The sequence below is a fragment of the Halomonas hibernica genome, from assembly GCF_013183775.1.
GTDB classification, from domain to species: domain Bacteria; phylum Pseudomonadota; class Gammaproteobacteria; order Pseudomonadales; family Halomonadaceae; genus Vreelandella; species Vreelandella citrativorans.
This window is the reverse complement of sequence record NZ_VIFN01000006.1, coordinates 14,673-31,146: the sequence shown is the minus strand read 5'-3', so window position 1 is coordinate 31,146 and position 16,474 is coordinate 14,673. Positions and strand designations below refer to the sequence as shown.

14 protein-coding genes are annotated in these 16,474 nt (G+C 54.3%); 9 read left to right on the top strand and 5 right to left on the bottom strand.

Annotated elements, in window-relative coordinates; all coding sequences use genetic code 11:
• Window positions 1-78: 78 nt before the first annotated feature.
• On the bottom strand, window positions 79-579 hold the full coding sequence (locus FKN99_RS10705; RefSeq protein ID WP_253927025.1) for an HAD family hydrolase: 501 nt from the start codon (window positions 577-579) through the stop codon (window positions 79-81).
• A gap of 217 nt (window positions 580-796) precedes the next feature.
• Between FKN99_RS10705 and FKN99_RS10700 the strand changes: the two genes are divergently transcribed.
• On the top strand, window positions 797-1,885 hold the full coding sequence (locus FKN99_RS10700) for an HDOD domain-containing protein (protein ID WP_172117831.1): 1,089 nt from the start codon (window positions 797-799) through the stop codon (window positions 1,883-1,885).
• A 208-nt stretch (window positions 1,886-2,093) separates the two neighbouring features.
• On the opposite strand, the gene FKN99_RS10695 is transcribed toward FKN99_RS10700, so the two are convergent.
• Window positions 2,094-2,624: a winged helix DNA-binding protein gene (locus FKN99_RS10695; RefSeq protein ID WP_172117830.1), complete on the bottom strand. Its 531-nt coding sequence runs from the start codon at window positions 2,622-2,624 to the stop codon at window positions 2,094-2,096.
• Between the two features lie 220 nt (window positions 2,625-2,844).
• Here FKN99_RS10695 and FKN99_RS10690 point away from each other — a divergent pair, with 220 nt between their 5' ends.
• The 8 genes from FKN99_RS10690 to FKN99_RS10655 are packed head-to-tail and all read left to right on the top strand — an operon-like array spanning window position 2,845 to window position 12,283.
• The gene (locus tag FKN99_RS10690; RefSeq protein WP_172117829.1) at window positions 2,845-4,698 is read left to right on the top strand and encodes an ABC transporter ATP-binding protein; all 1,854 of its coding nucleotides are present in this window, start codon (window positions 2,845-2,847) and stop codon (window positions 4,696-4,698) included.
• A gap of 48 nt (window positions 4,699-4,746) precedes the next feature.
• Window positions 4,747-6,267 (top strand): ABC transporter substrate-binding protein, encoded by a 1,521-nt coding sequence (locus FKN99_RS10685; protein WP_172117828.1) that lies wholly within the window; start codon window positions 4,747-4,749, stop codon window positions 6,265-6,267.
• Window positions 6,268-6,324: 57 nt separating this feature from the next.
• The gene (locus FKN99_RS10680; RefSeq protein ID WP_172117827.1) at window positions 6,325-7,248 is read left to right on the top strand and encodes an ABC transporter permease; all 924 of its coding nucleotides are present in this window, start codon (window positions 6,325-6,327) and stop codon (window positions 7,246-7,248) included.
• 8 nt (window positions 7,249-7,256) lie between these two features.
• On the top strand, window positions 7,257-8,105 hold the full coding sequence (locus FKN99_RS10675; protein WP_172117826.1) for an ABC transporter permease: 849 nt from the start codon (window positions 7,257-7,259) through the stop codon (window positions 8,103-8,105).
• Window positions 8,102-9,868: a M14 family metallopeptidase gene (locus FKN99_RS10670; RefSeq protein WP_172117825.1), complete on the top strand. Its 1,767-nt coding sequence runs from the start codon at window positions 8,102-8,104 to the stop codon at window positions 9,866-9,868. The genes FKN99_RS10675 and FKN99_RS10670 overlap by 4 nt, the downstream gene beginning before the upstream one ends.
• A 26-nt stretch (window positions 9,869-9,894) precedes the next feature.
• Complete coding sequence (locus FKN99_RS10665; RefSeq protein WP_172117824.1) at window positions 9,895-10,656, top strand: 5-oxoprolinase subunit PxpA; 762 nt, start codon at window positions 9,895-9,897, stop codon at window positions 10,654-10,656.
• Window positions 10,653-11,357, top strand: coding sequence for a 5-oxoprolinase subunit PxpB (pxpB, locus tag FKN99_RS10660; protein WP_172117823.1), 705 nt, complete (start codon window positions 10,653-10,655; stop codon window positions 11,355-11,357). The genes FKN99_RS10665 and pxpB overlap by 4 nt, the downstream gene beginning before the upstream one ends.
• On the top strand, window positions 11,354-12,283 hold the full coding sequence (locus FKN99_RS10655; protein WP_172117822.1) for a 5-oxoprolinase subunit C family protein: 930 nt from the start codon (window positions 11,354-11,356) through the stop codon (window positions 12,281-12,283). The genes pxpB and FKN99_RS10655 overlap by 4 nt, the downstream gene beginning before the upstream one ends.
• Window positions 12,284-12,292: 9 nt before the next feature.
• On the opposite strand, the gene FKN99_RS10650 is transcribed toward FKN99_RS10655, so the two are convergent.
• From FKN99_RS10650 to katG, 3 genes are all read right to left on the bottom strand, one after another.
• Window positions 12,293-13,789 (bottom strand): sodium:solute symporter family protein, encoded by a 1,497-nt coding sequence (locus FKN99_RS10650; RefSeq protein WP_172117821.1) that lies wholly within the window; start codon window positions 13,787-13,789, stop codon window positions 12,293-12,295.
• A complete protein-coding gene (locus FKN99_RS10645; protein ID WP_087110851.1) occupies window positions 13,782-13,970 on the bottom strand; it encodes a hypothetical protein in 189 nt (62 codons plus the stop codon). The genes FKN99_RS10650 and FKN99_RS10645 overlap by 8 nt, the downstream gene beginning before the upstream one ends.
• Window positions 13,971-14,219: 249 nt before the next feature.
• Window positions 14,220-16,370 (bottom strand): catalase/peroxidase HPI, encoded by a 2,151-nt coding sequence (katG, locus tag FKN99_RS10640; protein ID WP_172117820.1) that lies wholly within the window; start codon window positions 16,368-16,370, stop codon window positions 14,220-14,222.
• Between the last annotated feature and the right edge of the window lie 104 nt (window positions 16,371-16,474).

Sequence of the window (16,474 nt, the reverse complement as noted above, 5' to 3'; positions counted from 1 at the left end):
TTGCAGAAGCGGTAAATCGTTGCGGGAGTCTGAGTAGAACATAGTGTGGCTGGGGGTAATCTGGTGCTCCGTTAGCCACTACTGCAAACGCAACACTTTACCGCCGCGGTAAGAGAAAATGCCCTCACTCTCGCCGGTATAACGCGCTTTTTCTGCCTCTTTATCAATGCTTAGGTCCACCGCCAGCACGTGGGCGATACCCAGCATGTTGGCAATGGGCGCGACCAGGTGACGCGACGAGGCAGAAATCAACACTAACGTATCGCCCGCCTGACGATGAGCCGCCAGGCAGGCCAAGGCTTGAGCGAATATACGCGGCTGAATATGCGTCGCAACAAAACGCTCTACTTCTTTTTCGACGTCAGTCACGAGCCTGTTCTTAAGCGGCGCCAGCGTCATCGTCAGGTACTCTTCCAGCTTTAGTTGACCCGCATGATAAGCCTGCTGCATCTGCTCAGCCCGGGCGAGAAAGGTCTCGGCGTTGCTGATCCAACCCTGCTCGAACATCCATAAATTCCAGCGGTCGCTACAATCTCCATCCAAGAGAGTATCATCAAGGTCAAACAAGGCCAGCCGCATAAAGCACTCCTATCGTCGCGGATTGACGGCGCGTAGGATATGCCACGAATCATGGCAAAAAGATGACAACCGCAAGCCATTCGTTGTTACTCACCCGCTGTACAAGCGCTGTTCATTGCATCAGCATGGAAGACGTCGACGCCTGCGGGGTATATGATTGACGAAAGTACTGACAGCCGCTGCCCGCTACGCTGACAACACACAAGGAGATTATCCCATGACGGGCCCTTTAGTATCAGTCGATACGCTCTACATAACACTGACTGATGAACTGCCAGCGTTTTTGAGCCAATCACTTTTACAGTGCAAGAGCCTACCAACGCTACCGTCTGTAGCGCTTAAGGTACTTGATATAGCCCGTTCATCAAGTTCAACCTTGAGTGATTACGCCAAAGCGATTGAACACGATCCAGCGTTAACACTGCGCCTCATTGCGCTCGCTAATAGCGCCTATTACACGCGTTCAGCGCCACCTATTCAAACCTGTATTGAAGCCATGCAGCGTCTTGGTATAAACGCAACGCTGCCCGTTATATTAGGGTTTAGTTTGTTTCAAGAAGCGCCTAATCGTCATCAGGCTTGGCAACGCACCATCACTGCTGCCCTGGTAGCCCGCTATTTGGCTGAGCAGCTATGTCCTGACGAAAGTGGCAGCGTATTTACACAGGCGCTACTACAGGATATTGGCATATTAGCGTTACAGGCAGCCTACCCTGAAGAAGCCGACAGGCTCTATACCGATACTTCCTTATCACATGCTGAAATAACGCAAGCAGAGCAACGCTGCTTTGGCTGCGACCATACACTGGTTGGCGCTTGGCTAGCCTCTAAATGGGGAATGTCCAATCACGCGGCAATGGCTATACGCCAAAGCCATGAAAGCTTTTTAGTCAGTGATAAAGCACTCCTTTGCCTTCGCTTGTCAGGGCCCATTGCCGATGCCTGGCTATCTAATAATCCAGCGTCTCAACTGGCAGCCTTGTTATATCAACTCAAGACCGTTAGCTATGCCGACACGCTGCAGCTAGACGAAGTGCTTTATAATGTTCAACATCAGGCTAACCTGATTGCCAATGTGATGAACATGAATACGCCCATAGAGGTCGATAGCACGGCCCTGTTGGCGGAAGCTCATCAACTGCTCTTTCAGCACACGCTGACACTTGGCTCTCAACTAGAAGCCCAAAAACAAGCGTTAATCTCATTGCGCTACCCCAATGACAACACCAGTCCCAAAGAGCGTATCCGACGGGATGCTTCTCTTGATGCCAAGCGATCAGGGCTAGTACGCAAGCATAAAAAATAGATAAACCGCATTTTGACCCATGCTAAAAAAACAGGCCGTGATTAAGCGACCTGTTTTTTAAGTATATTGTTATTTTCACCCTTATCTTTTCTCGTCGACGAAACATTTCAAATAAACAGCAATAAAATAAAGCATTAGATATCAGCGATCGATAAAAGTGGGCCTAATTGAAGTTGATTTTAACCGCTACGTGATCATAAAAGTGTATTCATAAAGAAGCAGCGGCTCGCGCGGCCTGATCATAAAGACCTGACATGGCGCGCAAAATACCTGCCACGCGGCTGATTTCGGCCCGTTCAATTCCCATGGAAGCGAGTGAGTCAATCAAGCATGTTTCTCGTATTTCAGCATAACGGCTACACACACCGCCTCCTTGTTCAGTTGTACTGAAATACGTCTCTTTACCCTGCTTTTCGCCTATCACCAAGCCAAGTTTGGTTAGCTTTTTAAGCGCGTAAGTAACGGTATGCGTATCTTCCACGTTAAGTACCAGGCAGATATCAGATTGGCGCTTGGCTCTCCCTCGATGGTTCACCCGATGCAACACCAGGACATCCAGAGCGCTCAATTCAGGGTATCCGGTCGCCGCCATGCAACGCACCATCCAACGATTAAACGCATGGCTCGAAATAATAACGCCAAATTCAAATTCCGAGAGTTCGTGAGCCTTATGAGATAAGTGCTCCGAAGAGACGATCGGCTCTCGACTACTGACTACTGTCTGGCTTGATTCTGTCATCGCTAACATATCCATTGTCTTTGTTCGTAAACATATATTTACGCTGCTTGATCGCTCGCTAGGGAACCATACTCTACGTAGTTTCGGATGTTTGGCAACTTGTTATCAATGCCGGGGTTGCTTACAGAATAGGAAAGGGATAAACACTGCACGATTGACACGCAGACATCTTACGGATAATTTCTATATAAATTACATAAAAAATACAGGTAAACACTCTGTGCCATCACAACCGCCCTACCCGCTGCTATCCGTTAATTCGTTAGATATCGCCTTCGGCTCAAACCGAGTCGTCAAGAACCTATCTTTCGATCTCTACCCCGGTCAAACGCTTGCGATCGTAGGAGAGTCCGGGTCAGGTAAATCCATGACCTCACTGGCTATCATGGGTCTGGTTCACTATCTCAATGCCACCATTGCCAACGGCAGTATTCTTTTTCAAAAAAACGTCGATAGCACACCTGTCGACCTGACCCAGTTATCTGATCGCCAGATGCGCAAGATCCGTGGGAAGGATATTTCCATGATCTTTCAAGAGCCGATGACATCGCTTAATCCGGTTTACACGATTGGTGATCAAATCACCGAAGTTTTGCTACTTCACGGTGATTACACGCGAGCATCAGCACAAGAAGAAGCACTGCGACTATTACGCTTAGTGCGATTGGCCGATGCCGAGTCCTTGCTAAAGCGCTACCCCCACCAACTATCTGGCGGCATGCGGCAACGCGTTATGATTGCAATGGCACTCGCTTGTAAGCCCAAGGTACTGGTCGCCGATGAACCGACGACAGCACTGGATGTCACGATCCAAGCACAAATTCTAACGATTATTCGCGACCTGCAAAAAGAACTGGGCATGGCAGTGATTTTCATCACCCATGACATGGGCGTGGTCGCTGAAATTGCCGATCATGTAGTTGTCATGCGTGATGGAGAAAAGGTTGAAGAAGCGGATGTTGAACCTCTTTTTAAGCATCCTCAAGAAGCCTACACCCGCGCCCTTCTAGCGGCTGTGCCTACGCTGGGCAGCATGAAAGGACAAGCGCTCCCGTGCGCTGACCCACTCGTTATCTTTGACGGCACAGAGATCGTTACCCACGGTGAACCTACCGTTCAGGATACGGTTCGTGTTCAGGAGGAACCGATAGTACGCGTCGAAAATCTGGTAACGCGCTTCGATATCAATAAGGGCTTTTTTGGAGGCGTTAGCCATCGCGTCCATGCCGTAGAGAACGTTAGCTTCGCTATCTCTCCAGGCGAAACACTGGCGCTGGTAGGTGAGTCTGGCTCAGGAAAGTCGACCATTGGCCGCACTATCCAGCAGTTACAAAAGAGCAACAGTGGTGACATTATTTTCTCTGGGAAGCCTGTCTCACAGATGTCCCGCAGCGAGAAAATGACGCTTCGTCAGCAAGTGCAGTATATTTTCCAAGACCCCTTTGCATCGCTAGATCCGCGCAAAACGGCAGGCTTCTCCATTGCTGAACCCATCCACACCCACTATTTAATAAGTGATAGCAAACGTATTAAGCAACGGGTGAGTGAGCTTCTCGAACGGGTTGGCCTTAAGCCAGAGCATGCCAAGCGCTATCCGCATGAGTTTTCCGGCGGCCAGCGCCAGCGCATCTGTATCGCTAGGGCGCTAGCGTCTAAACCCAAGCTTATTATTGCCGATGAAGCGCTCTCAGCACTGGACGTCTCTATCCAGGCACAAATTATTCATCTCATGATGCAACTACAGCGTGAAGAGGGGTTGGCATATCTCTTTATCAGCCATGATATGGCCGTAGTAGAAAAGATGAGTCATCGCGTTGCCGTACTACACCTGGGCCAAATTGTTGAAATGGGGTCACGCCAACAGGTGTTTGACTCCCCCAAGCATACTTATACCCAAAAATTACTTTCTGCCGTCCCGGTAGCGGATCCACTTCACCACCGTAAGCATCTATTATTGGAGGGTGATATCCCAAGTCCCATCCGTAAAGTAGGCGACGAGCCCGCCATTTACCCGTTGGATGAAGTAGCGGCAGGACATTTTGTGTCGCGTAGCGGCACGTCGTCCCGCCTGTAATTGCTCGTTTTGTTAACACAAATAACAAGCCCTTGGAGAATGATACTAATGAAAAAGACAAAACTGTTCCAAGCATGCACCCTGGCTGCTGCCATGGCTGCTGCAAGCACCAGCTACGCGGGCTCAATCACTATAGCCTCACCGCAGGATCCGGGCAGTTGGGATCCGATTGACACCTTTTTGGTGAACTGGGCCTCAGTGGCCACTAACATCTTCGATGGTCTGACCTACCGAGGCCCCGACCTTGAGTTAGTACCAGGCTTGGCCACCAGTTGGGAAGAGCTGGATGATGGTAAGCGCATCCGCTTTACGCTGCGTGAAGGCGTGGTCTTCCATAATGATGAACCGTTCAATGCTGAATCGGTTAAGTTCACCTTCGACCGTCTGCTCGGAGAAGAGGGCTCACGCGGGCCACAACGCTCTAACTACACGGCTATTTCTCATGTAGAGATCATTGACGACTATACCGTTGATTTCTTCTTATATAATGCGGATCCCGTGCTGCTCACCAAGTTGGCCGGGTATGGCGCGATGATCGTACCGCCTGGCTATATTGAAGAGCATGGTGACGACCACTTTAATACTCATCCTGTCGGTACCGGTCCTTTTAAATTAGTCGACTACACACCACGCTCTGATGTGAAGCTGGAAGCGTTTGCGGATCACTGGGGTGGCGCACCCAAGCTCGACAGTGTGACTTACCGTTTTATCTCTGAGCCTTCCACTGCCGTTGCCGAGCTACAGTCCGGCCGAGTCGACTTGGTACTACCGCCCACTATTCCGATCGGCATGATCGAATCCATCAATAATCATCCTAATGCGGAGATTGTCAGCGTCGCTTCTCCTACGGTAGAAGCTCTGCGTTTTAATACCCAGTCAGGCATTACCGCCGATGAGCGAGTACGTCAGGCGATTATCATGGCGGTTGACCGTCAGGCGATCGTCGACGCCGTACTCGCAGGTGAAGGCAATGTTATCGCCAGCTTCCAAGGCAGCCAGTCGTTTGGCTTTGATCCCTCGCTTGACCCCTACCCCTTCGATCCGCAGCGCGCCCAGCAACTGCTCGCCGAAGCGGGTGTTGAACCTGGCACCTCACTGCAGATTGATGTACGCGGAAACGACTCTACCTTTTCCGAAGTCGCTCAAGTAGTAGCTTCCTACCTGCAAGGCGTTGGGCTTAATGTCTCTATCCAACCTTACGAAACCAACGTATTGCTTAATGACATTATTCCAGCGGGACGTACCGGCGCAATGTTCCAGCAAAAGTGGGGAGGCTGGACGTTTGACTTCGATAACACTGCGTATTTGATGTACCACACTGGCGAACGTTGGAACCCCTACGACAGCGATGCCCAGTTGGATGAGATGCTGAACACTCAACGCGGCATTACTAACCGCGAAGAGCGCGAAACCCTGCTTCAGTTCATCGCACGTTATACCAAAGAGCGTGCCTTGGAGATGCCTCTGTATAGCCAAAATGCGCTGTACGGCGTGGGTAGCCGTGTGACGAACTTTGAGCCAGCCCCTGACAACCGGATACGTCTCACTAACGTCGACGTCAGCGAGTAAGCCTAATTCGCCGTCGTCCTTGTGGGCGGCGGTGCCTATTTTGAGTGGGGAGGCCACGTGGCCAAGTTTCTTTTCTACCGACTGCTACAGGCGCTGTTTGTGCTTGTAGCCGTCACGTTGATCGTGTCGTTTGCGATTCGCCTCACCGGCGACCCGGCCGTTATGCTCGCCCAAGGTGCAGGCAGCATTACCGAAGCAGACCTGGAGCGTATTCGCGAGGCTCTTGGACTCAACCAACCGTTTTTAGTGCAGTACCTGGAATTTTTAAAAGGTTTGTTTACAGGTGACATGGGACGCAGCTTTATGGGCGGCACATCCGTAAGCGAGCTGATTAGCCGCGCCCTACCAGCCACCCTGGCGCTGGCCTTTGCATCCCTTTTCATCTCAATTGCGCTGTCGATTCCTTTAGGAGTAAAGGCCGCTGTTTCACGCGGTAAATGGCCCGATCAGGTCATTCGGATTGTTTCGCTGGTGGGGCTCTCCTTCCCCAACTTTTGGCTAGCTATCATGCTGGTATTAGTGTTCTCCATTACCTTTAATCTGCTGCCCCCCAGCGGTATGGAGGGCTGGCAGAGTTTCATTATGCCGGCGGCGACCATGGGCATTATTCTTACCGCAACCAACGTGCGTCTGGTCAGAACAACCATGCTGGAAACCCTACGCTCTCAGTACATCATGGTGGCGCGTGCTAAAGGCCTATCCAATTCTGTAGTGCTCTATAAGCACGCACTGCGCAACTGCTCTATTCCATTGATTACCTACTTCGGCCTGCAATTCGGCGGCCTACTGGGCGGTATTGTTGTGGTTGAGCGTGTTTTCAACTGGCCTGGGCTGGGTACGCTGGCCTTTGATGCTGTTGCTGCCCGCGACTACCCCGTACTGCAGGGCGTTATCACCGTCCTCTCGCTGATGATTATCTCAATCAACCTGCTGGTCGATATCGCCTATGGCTTTGTTGATCCCCGCGTGCGCAAGAGCTAGGTATCATTATGTCGGCAAACTCTCTGGATCTAAGACATTTTAAAAGTATTGAATTTATCATGGGCGCCCTGTTGGTGGGCGGCATCACCTTGGCCGTTCTGCTATCAGGCTGGCTATTTCCAGACGGCGGCAGCGGTATCAATCTCGCCATGCGCCTCACGCCTCCCTTGGTCGACGGTAGCTTTCCGTTAGGTACTGACCCACTGGGACGCGATGTATTAGCACGCGTGGTCATCGGTGGTGAAATATCGCTTAAGGTCGGCTTTTACTCCGCGTTAGGTGCTGTAGTGCTGGGTATTATTATGGGGCTTTTATCGGGCTATTATGGCGGCATTGTCGATATGCTCGTGATGCGCTTTGCCGATGTGCAGCTTGCGCTGCCCTTTATTCTGCTCGCCATTACGTTCATCGCCGTCATCGGTGGTGGGCTGACCAACATGATCATTCTGCTCATCATCTCACAGTGGGTGCAGTACGCTCGTTTGGTACGCGGCTCGGTGCTATCACTTAAAGATCGCGAATTTATTCTCTCGGCACAGGCCATTGGTGTGCGTGACTGGCGAATTCTCTTTCAGCACTTGCTGCCGAACTTGCTTGGCCCGGTTGTTGTACTGATGACACTTAACGTCGCCAACAACATTCTTCTGGAGAGCAGCCTAACCTTCCTGGGCTTGGGAGTTGACCCCGTTATTCCTAGCTGGGGTGGCATGCTGGCAGAGGGCCGTACTTATCTGCAAACCGCGTGGTGGGTCAGCGTATTTCCTGGTGTGGCGATTTTGCTCACCGTGCTGGGTCTCAATCTATTGGGAGACTGGCTACGCGATACCCTTGATCCTACTGGGCGGACATCACGATGATCACATTACTGGAGACTTCGTTTGAGCGCAGCGTAGATGCCATCGTTTCACAATACCAGACAGTGCTGTCGTCTGGCGATACGCTTAACGCTTGGGTATTTGATGACCTCGCCGCACGTCAGCAGGCTGAGCAAACACTTGCACAACATGGCATTAAGGCGCACTTCTACAGCGCCTATAAGCCCTTGGTGCACTATGTTATTGAGGTACTGCCCGAGCGGTCGCTACGGGCTATTCATATCCGCTACCCAGCACCTTTGGAAACGCCCCAGCGTTTTTTGTTGGAAGCCTACCCGCTGGCAGGACTGCTTGATGCCAACGTAGCACTCAGCTGGGAACCCGTAGCATGTGACACGCAAACCCGACGTTACCACTACGAACTGACACTTACCGATAGCGATGGCGCACAAGAGCAGGTCCGTGTCGCGGCCCCTAACCGCCACCATCTGGACCACATCAATACCTGGCAACTCTCTCCTTGCGGCTGGGTCGAGTGGAGCACTGGCGATGGCAACACCGAAAGCGCTTTTTACGCCTGTGATTACGCCAAGCTGTTTGAGGCGGCGATAGAAGCTGTCACCCGAACTGATTGGCCCACCGAGCAGCCGTACTTTGAAGAGCTAAATATCAGCGTTACGCTGCCAAGCCAGGATACATGCTTACCCTTTGGGCTAGAGCACATCAGCTTGGCCGAGGCCCTGCATGAAGAATTATACTTTTCGCTTTTGGAGTATTATCAGCACCTTGCAGGCTTACCGCTCGGCGATCGTTCGATTCAGCCAGGCCAAATTGTGCCTGAAATCAAGACTCGCCCGGACGCATCTCCTTCCCTGAACATTACCCTGCGTCCGCTGAATACCACAGAGGCACCCGCCAAGGCAGAGGTTGAGCTCGATACGGCCTCCCACCCGCTGAGCGTTGGCCAAATCAGCACGCAGTTGGAGGCATTAGGCGGCGAAGCAATCCACACTAAAAGCCGCAGCGGACGACAACTCTCCGCACGCTACCGTCCAGGCAGCGATCGTGCCGTGATGATTAGCGCAGCGCAGCACGCCAATGAGCCGTCTGGTATCGTTGGCGCACTTCGGGCCGGGCGCGACTTGGCGCAGCAGGCTGAGGCACACTTTGTACTTTCACCCCTTGAGAATCCTGATGGCTATCGCCTGCAACAGCGCTTGGTCGCCGAGCAGCCGACCCATATGCATCACGCTGCACGCTATACCGCATTTGGCAACGACCTCCAGGCACAGCCCGCCAACGGCGAGTTTGAGCTAGCTATCCGCGAGCGTGCCAAAGCATTAAGTGATGCTTACCTACACATTAACCTGCACGGCTATCCCGCCCACGAGTGGACTCGTCCATTGACCGGCTACGTGCCGCGTAACTTTGAGCTATGGTCCATTCCGAAGGGGTTCTTCCTGGTCATTCGCTATCATCAAGAGTGGGAAACTCAAGCCAACGCATTGCTTGAGAGCGTAACCGCTCACTTGGCAAACGTGCCGGGTCTTGTCGCCTATAACCAGCGACAGATTAAAGCGTTTGAAGCCCATGCTGGCCGTCTGGAGTTTTCCTCGCGTCACCACATTCCTTATTTACTGACACGTGATGATCAGCAGTTAACCCCTTTGCAACTGATTACCGAGTATCCGGACGAAACGATTTATGGCGACGACTTCGTAATGGCACATCAAGTGCAATACGAAACTATTTTAAGCGCTTATCAGTGCTACCAAACGATGGCCCTGCCCAACACGCCATGCTGATCGACCGCTCACCAGGAGAGTCAATAATGACCGATAAAAAGCTCCCCGCGCTCAACTGCGACATGGGTGAAAGCTTCGGTAACTGGACGCTTGGGCTGGACGCTGAGGTCATGCCTTTTGTTGACTGCGCCAATATCGCCTGTGGCTACCACGCCTCCGATCCTCACGTCATGCGTCGTACCGTGGCACTGGCTGTTCAGCATGGGGTACAGATCGGCGCTCACCCAGGCTATCCGGATTTAATCGGCTTTGGGCGGCGCTCCCTGGCCTGCTCGGCGGCTGAAGTCGAAGATATGATTCTTTATCAGGCGGGCGCGCTTGCCGGTATTTGCCGCGCCGAGGGTAGCGAACTTAGCTATATCAAGCCGCACGGCGCCATGTATAACGATATGGCTGCCAACCTTGAGCTGCTGGAAGGCGCGATGCGTGCCGTTCGAGCGTTTGATGCAAGCCTTCCGCTGATGGTAATGGCCACCGCCAATACCGAGCCGCATCGCGAACTGGCTGCTAAAATGGGCATCACGCTCTGGTTTGAGGCCTTTGCTGACCGCGCCTATGAGCCCAACGGCCACTTGGCATCGCGTCGCTTGGCGGGTGCCGTTCACCACGACCAATCGACTATCGTGGCCCAGGCCATTGCGCTGGCCAAGGGCGACGCCCTGACCGCCCGCGACGGCTCAGCGCTGCGACTTCCTTGCGACACGCTCTGTGTTCATGGTGACAACCCTGAGTCGATTGCCGCCGTACGTGCGATCCGTGAAGCTTTCAAGGTGTTGGAGTCCGCGTGAAACTGCGTCTTGAAACTGCTGCCATGGACGCCCTCACGGTGCGTCTTTTTGATGAGATCAATGAGCGCAATATGGGCTGGATCATGGCCGCAGACACTGCCCTGCGCCACGCCTTTAGCGATGCGCTGATCGATCTTATTCCTTCTTATACGACCCTGCTCGTTCACTACGACTGCCAACGCATGACCTTCGTTGAGGCAACGTCACGCATCCGCGAGGCTCTCAAGGGTCTTCAGCCTGCCGATACACAGCAGGGTCAACTGCATGAAATCCCGGTGTGGTACGACGCAAGCGTGGGGCCTGAACTACCGGCAGTGGCCCAAGGCGCCGGGTTAAGTATTGAGCAGTTGATTGCGCGCCATTGCGGTCACGACTACTGCGTTTTTGCGCTTGGTTTTGCGCCGGGTTATGGCTTTATGGGGCTGGTGGATGAAGACCTGGCCACTCCTCGCCTGAAAACCCCACGATGCCGGGTGACAGCCGGGAGCGTAGGCATCGCCGAGCGCCAAACGGCGATTTACCCGCTGCTTTCGCCTGGCGGCTGGAATATTCTCGGCCGCACGGCGGTGCCGCTTTTTGAGTACGCAAAACGTGGCGAACCACTGTTGCGACCCGGCGATAAGGTACGCTTCAAGGCCATCTCTCAAGCCGAATTTGAAGCTGCCGGAGGTGATACAACCCCGCTGGAGGAGCGCGCATGAGCCAGGCCAGCATCACCGTAAAGCAGGCAGGTCCCCTTGCGCTTATTCAGGATGCCGGGCGCTTCGGCGTCGGCCACCTGGGCGTTACCCAAAGCGGCGCCGCCGACTGGATCTCGTTTCGCTGGGCCAACTGGCTGCTGGGCAATCCACTTGAGAGCGCCGCGCTAGAGATTGTGATGGGCGGCAACCTGACATTGGAAACCGACGCAAGCGTGTGCCTAGCGTTGGCCGGGGCCGACCTTGAGGCGCGCCTTGATGATAAGCCGCTGGCGGTTAACGCGCCCTTCACCTTACGCCCGGGGCAAGCACTCACTTTTCGCCAGCCACGTGCCGGGCTACGTGCCTACCTCGCCTTTCCCGGTGGGCTTGAGGCGCCAGTGGTATTGGGTAGCCGCGCCTGCACGACCCGTGAGCAGCTTGGCGGGCTTTATGAGAATGGCAAACCCTTACAGCTCAACGACCGCCTGTACTGGCAGGGCGCGTCAGTGACGCCACGCCGGCTTCCAGCAAGCACTCAACTGCCTATCCCTAACGGTCGCTGTCTGCTGCCAATGGTATTAGGTGCCCAGGCGGCCCACTTTGCGGGCCGCAGCCTCTATCAATTATTTAATCAACCCTGGCGCGTTGATCAGCGCGCTGACCGGATGGGCATTCGACTTACTGGGCAAGCGCTTGAAAGTAATGTAAGCGGGGTAATCTCAGAGGGCATTCCGCTGGGAGCTGTACAGGTGCCGCCCGATGGCCAGCCAATCATTTTGATGAATGATCGCCAGACCATTGGTGGCTACCCACGCATGGGCGCGATTACCCCCAGCGCCTGTGCCCTGCTCTCCCAGTGCCTGCCCGGCACCGAGGTGTGGCTACAGCCGGTTAGCGCTACTCAGGCTCAGGTGAGCCATCGCCTGCAGTTGGCAGAATGGCGTTAATTACCGGGCTTATACCGAGGGCGCGTCAACCTTCACACGCTTGTTGCGCCCCAGCACTTCCGTTACGGCCTCAAGGAAAGCATCCCTTGAAGCGGCATGAGGTGTGGTGGTGAGGCTTACGCTAACAAAAAGCGCCGCCGCTACCACGATGCCCCAAATACCGGCCGGCAAACCCAGCAGCGAATTACCGGTGGCATACATCACCAGCACGAACACACTGGTCCCCACGATACTTGCCAACGCCCCCGCCGCAGTGCCTCGCTTCCAGTAAAAAGCACCGATAATCGCGGGCACCATGGCGACCAGACCAGATGAAGCTGCCACGGAAAGCACAGCAATCAAGTCCAGTTGCAGCTCAGCAAACCCAAGCGCCAGCAGGGCAATAACCGGCACAACGATCTTTCCCACCAGTAGTTGGCGCTGTTCATTTACGCCTGGCTTGGCGTTGGCGTAGACATCCCGAGAGAACATGGCGGCCAGAGTTAACATGATTGAATCAATCGTTGAGACCGCTGCCGCCATAATACCCACCATCACGATCACTCCCAGCACGGGGGGTACAAAGCCAGAGGCCAGCAGTGTGGGTGTAGCGAGATCAGCCCGCGCAAGATCAGGAAACGCTGCCAATGCCGAGAACCCCCACAGCACGGACACCAGCGTATAGATAAAGCCAAACACCAAAAAGCCAATCAGCATTTGGCGCATGGCGCGCAACGATGCCGGCATAAACAGACGTTGGCTGACCTGTGGGTTGGAAAGGCTAAAAAAGAACCAGGGAATACTCAGCCCCAAAAAGGTCACCAGGCTAAAAAGCCCCGTGCCAGGAACAGTGAGGGCCGCAGGATGCTCCGCCTCAAGCGTGCCAAACAGGCCGCTGAAACCACCCAGCCCCTGGATCACCAGCAATGCGACCAGCGTTGAGGCAACAATCATCATCAGCGCCTGTAACGAGTCGGTCCACATCACCGAACGAATACCGGCAATATAGGAAAAGAAAACGGCGATTAACGTCGCCATTACCACCCCGGTGGTAAACGTGATGGCGCCATCCGTCATGCCTTCCAGCAGATATCCCACGCCGGCCAGTTGCACAGCAGAGTAAGGGATCAGAAAGATACAGCTGGTGATAGCAACGGCCATGGCGACAGGCTTACTGTTATAACGATGTCCCAGCATCTCGCTGGGAGTAACAAAACCAAATTTTTTGCCGACAGCCCAAAAACGCGGACCGAAAATAGCCACCAAAGAAACACCCGCAAAGTAGATAATTTCAAAGCCCAGCGCACCGACGCCGCCAGCATAGGTAAGCCCGGCCAGACCCACCATCATAAAAGCACTATAGGTGGTTGCGCTGTAGCTTAGCGCCGAGACAAACCCATTCATCTGCCGGTTACCCAGAAAATAGCCCGACATACTGTTCGCAGCCCCCTGCCGCGAGAGAACTGCAATCCCGACCGCTACCAGTAGATAAAGGGCAATAGCCCCCCAGATCATCGCCTCAGTCACGATCGTGTTCCTTAAAATCCTGGGTAATAAAGATATTAAGTGCAATCACCACGAGTCCAGCGCAAGTCCAGAAAAGAAAGCTGCCGTACCAAGCGGCGGTATTTGTCAGAAGGGTGTAAGGCACTACGCAGCTGAGCAGCACCACTAGCCAAACGGCCACTATCCACTTGCCTCGTTTCACGGTTCACCTTGGGTTGTCAAAGCTGGGAGAAGGCGTATGCAGTGCCACTATGGTTTCTAAACCACACCAACGCGCTGCCCGGGTTTGCCAGAGTAGCGATTTGCCTGCGTCTTGTGTACGTCTACTGAAGATTAATTGCATCGCTAATGCTTTCTCAGGCAATAAAAAAGCCCGCATCTTTCGATGCGGGCAAGACTGGGTACACCAATAACAGTGACTGCTCACGCGCCCCTTATGGGGCGCGTGGCATTACGCTAAATCAAACCGATCAGCGTTCATCACTTTTGTCCAAGCGGCAATAAAGTCGCTGACAAACTTCTCGACGTAATCATCCTGAGCGTAGATTTCGGCATAGGCGCGCAGAATCGAGTTGGAGCCAAACACCAGATCAACGCGGCTGGCTGTCCACTTCACTTGACCCGTTTGACGATCACGAATCTCATAATGGTCGCCCGCCGGATGCCAGGTATTGGTCATATCCACCAGGTTCACGAAGAAATCGTTAGTCAATGCGCCTTCGCGCTCGGTGAACACGCCATGTTGGGTGCCTGCGTGGTTGGTGCCTAATACGCGCATGCCGCCGATCAGTACGGTCATTTCAGCAGCCGTTAGGCCGAGCAGCTGCGTGCGGTCCAGCAGCATCTCTTCGGGGCTGACCACGTAGGCGTCTTTCTGCCAGTTGCGGAAGCCATCCGCCAAAGGCTCAAGCGCCTCAAACGACTCGGCATCGGTCATTTCATCCGTTGCATCACCACGGCCGGGGGCAAAGGGCACCGTAGCGCGTAAGCCAGCGGCTTTTATTGCCTGTTCGATACCTACGTTACCCGCCAGTACGATGGTATCAGCAAGGCTTGCGCCGCTTTCCTGGGCAATGGGTTCAAGCACTGCCAGCACGCGGGCCAAGCGCTCGGGCTCATTACCTTCCCACTGGTTTTGCGGTGCCAGGCGGATACGTGCGCCGTTGGCGCCACCGCGCATGTCAGAGCCACGATAAGTGCGTGCGCTGTCCCAGGCGGTGTTAACCATGTCGCTGATACTCAAACCGCTAGCGGCGATACGCGCTTTCAGGGCGTCAACGTCGTAATCGGCCGGCCCAGCGGGCACCGGGTCTTGCCAGATCAGGTCTTCTTGAGGCACATCTGGGCCTGCGTAGCGCACTTTCGGACCCATGTCACGGTGGGTCAGCTTGAACCAGGCGCGGGCGAAGACATCATCAAAGTACGCCGGATCCGCCATGAAGCGCTGGCAGATCTCGTTGTAAATTGGGTCGACCTTCATGGCCATATCGGCATCGGTCATGATCGGCATGCAGCGGATGGAAGGATCTTCCACGTCTACCGGCATGTCCTCTTCCTTAATGTCGACAGGCTCCCACTGCCAAGCCCCGGCGGGGGATTTCTTCAACTCCCATTCGTGACCAAACAGCATCTCGAAGTAGCCCATGTCCCACTGCGTCGGGTTCTTGGTCCAGGCGCCCTCAATACCGCTTACCAAGGTGTCACGGCCAATGCCACGGCCCTTGGTTTTCATCCAGCCAAGACCCTGAAGCTCAGGCCCAGCCGCTTCGGGCTCCGGGCTTAGATCGCTGGGCGTGCCGTTACCATGGCACTTGCCGATAGTGTGGCCACCCGCCGTCAGGGCCACTGTCTCTTCATCATTCATCGCCATGCGTTTGAAGGTTTCACGCACCTGGGCGGCCGTCTTGAATGGGTCAGGCTGGCCGTTCACGCCTTCCGGGTTCACGTAGATCAGGCCCATCTGCACGGCGGCCAGCGGGTTATGCATGGTGTCGGGCTTTGCCACGTCGCCATAGCGGCCGTCGGACGGTGCCAGCCACTCTTTTTCAGCGCCCCAGTAGGTGTCCTTTTCCGGGTGCCAGATATCCTCGCGACCAAACGCGAAGCCGAAGGTTTTCAAACCCGCGACTTCATAGGCCATGGTGCCGGAGAGAATCATCAAATCGGCCCAGGAAATCTTGTTGCCGTACTTCTTCTTGATCGGCCACAGCAGGCGGCGGCCTTTATCGGTATTGGCGTTATCCGGCCAGGAGTTCAGCGGTGCAAAACGCTGGTTGCCGGTACCGCCGCCGCCACGGCCGTCCGCGAGGCGATAAGAACCTGCTGCATGCCAGGCCACCCGGGCAAACATGCCTACGTAGCTGCCCCAGTCCGCTGGCCACCACTCCTGGCTCTGGGTAATCAGTTCGCGAAGGTCCGCTTTCAGTGCCTCTACATCCAGCGTTTCCAGCGCTTCGCGATAGTTAAACTCTTCACCCAGCGGGTTCGTTTTTGTATCGTGCTGGTGCAGGATGTCCAGGTTCAGGGCGTTAGGCCACCAGTCGGTGTTGGACTTGCTGGCGGCTGTGTTACCGCCGTGCATTACCGGGCATTTACCACTCATGCGTTCATCTCCCCTTATTGCTCTTACCCCTGGCGTAGCCAGAGGAACACCCAATGACGTCTCTCGGCATAACGCTTCCAAAACGCGCGAGCGGGTGACTCATT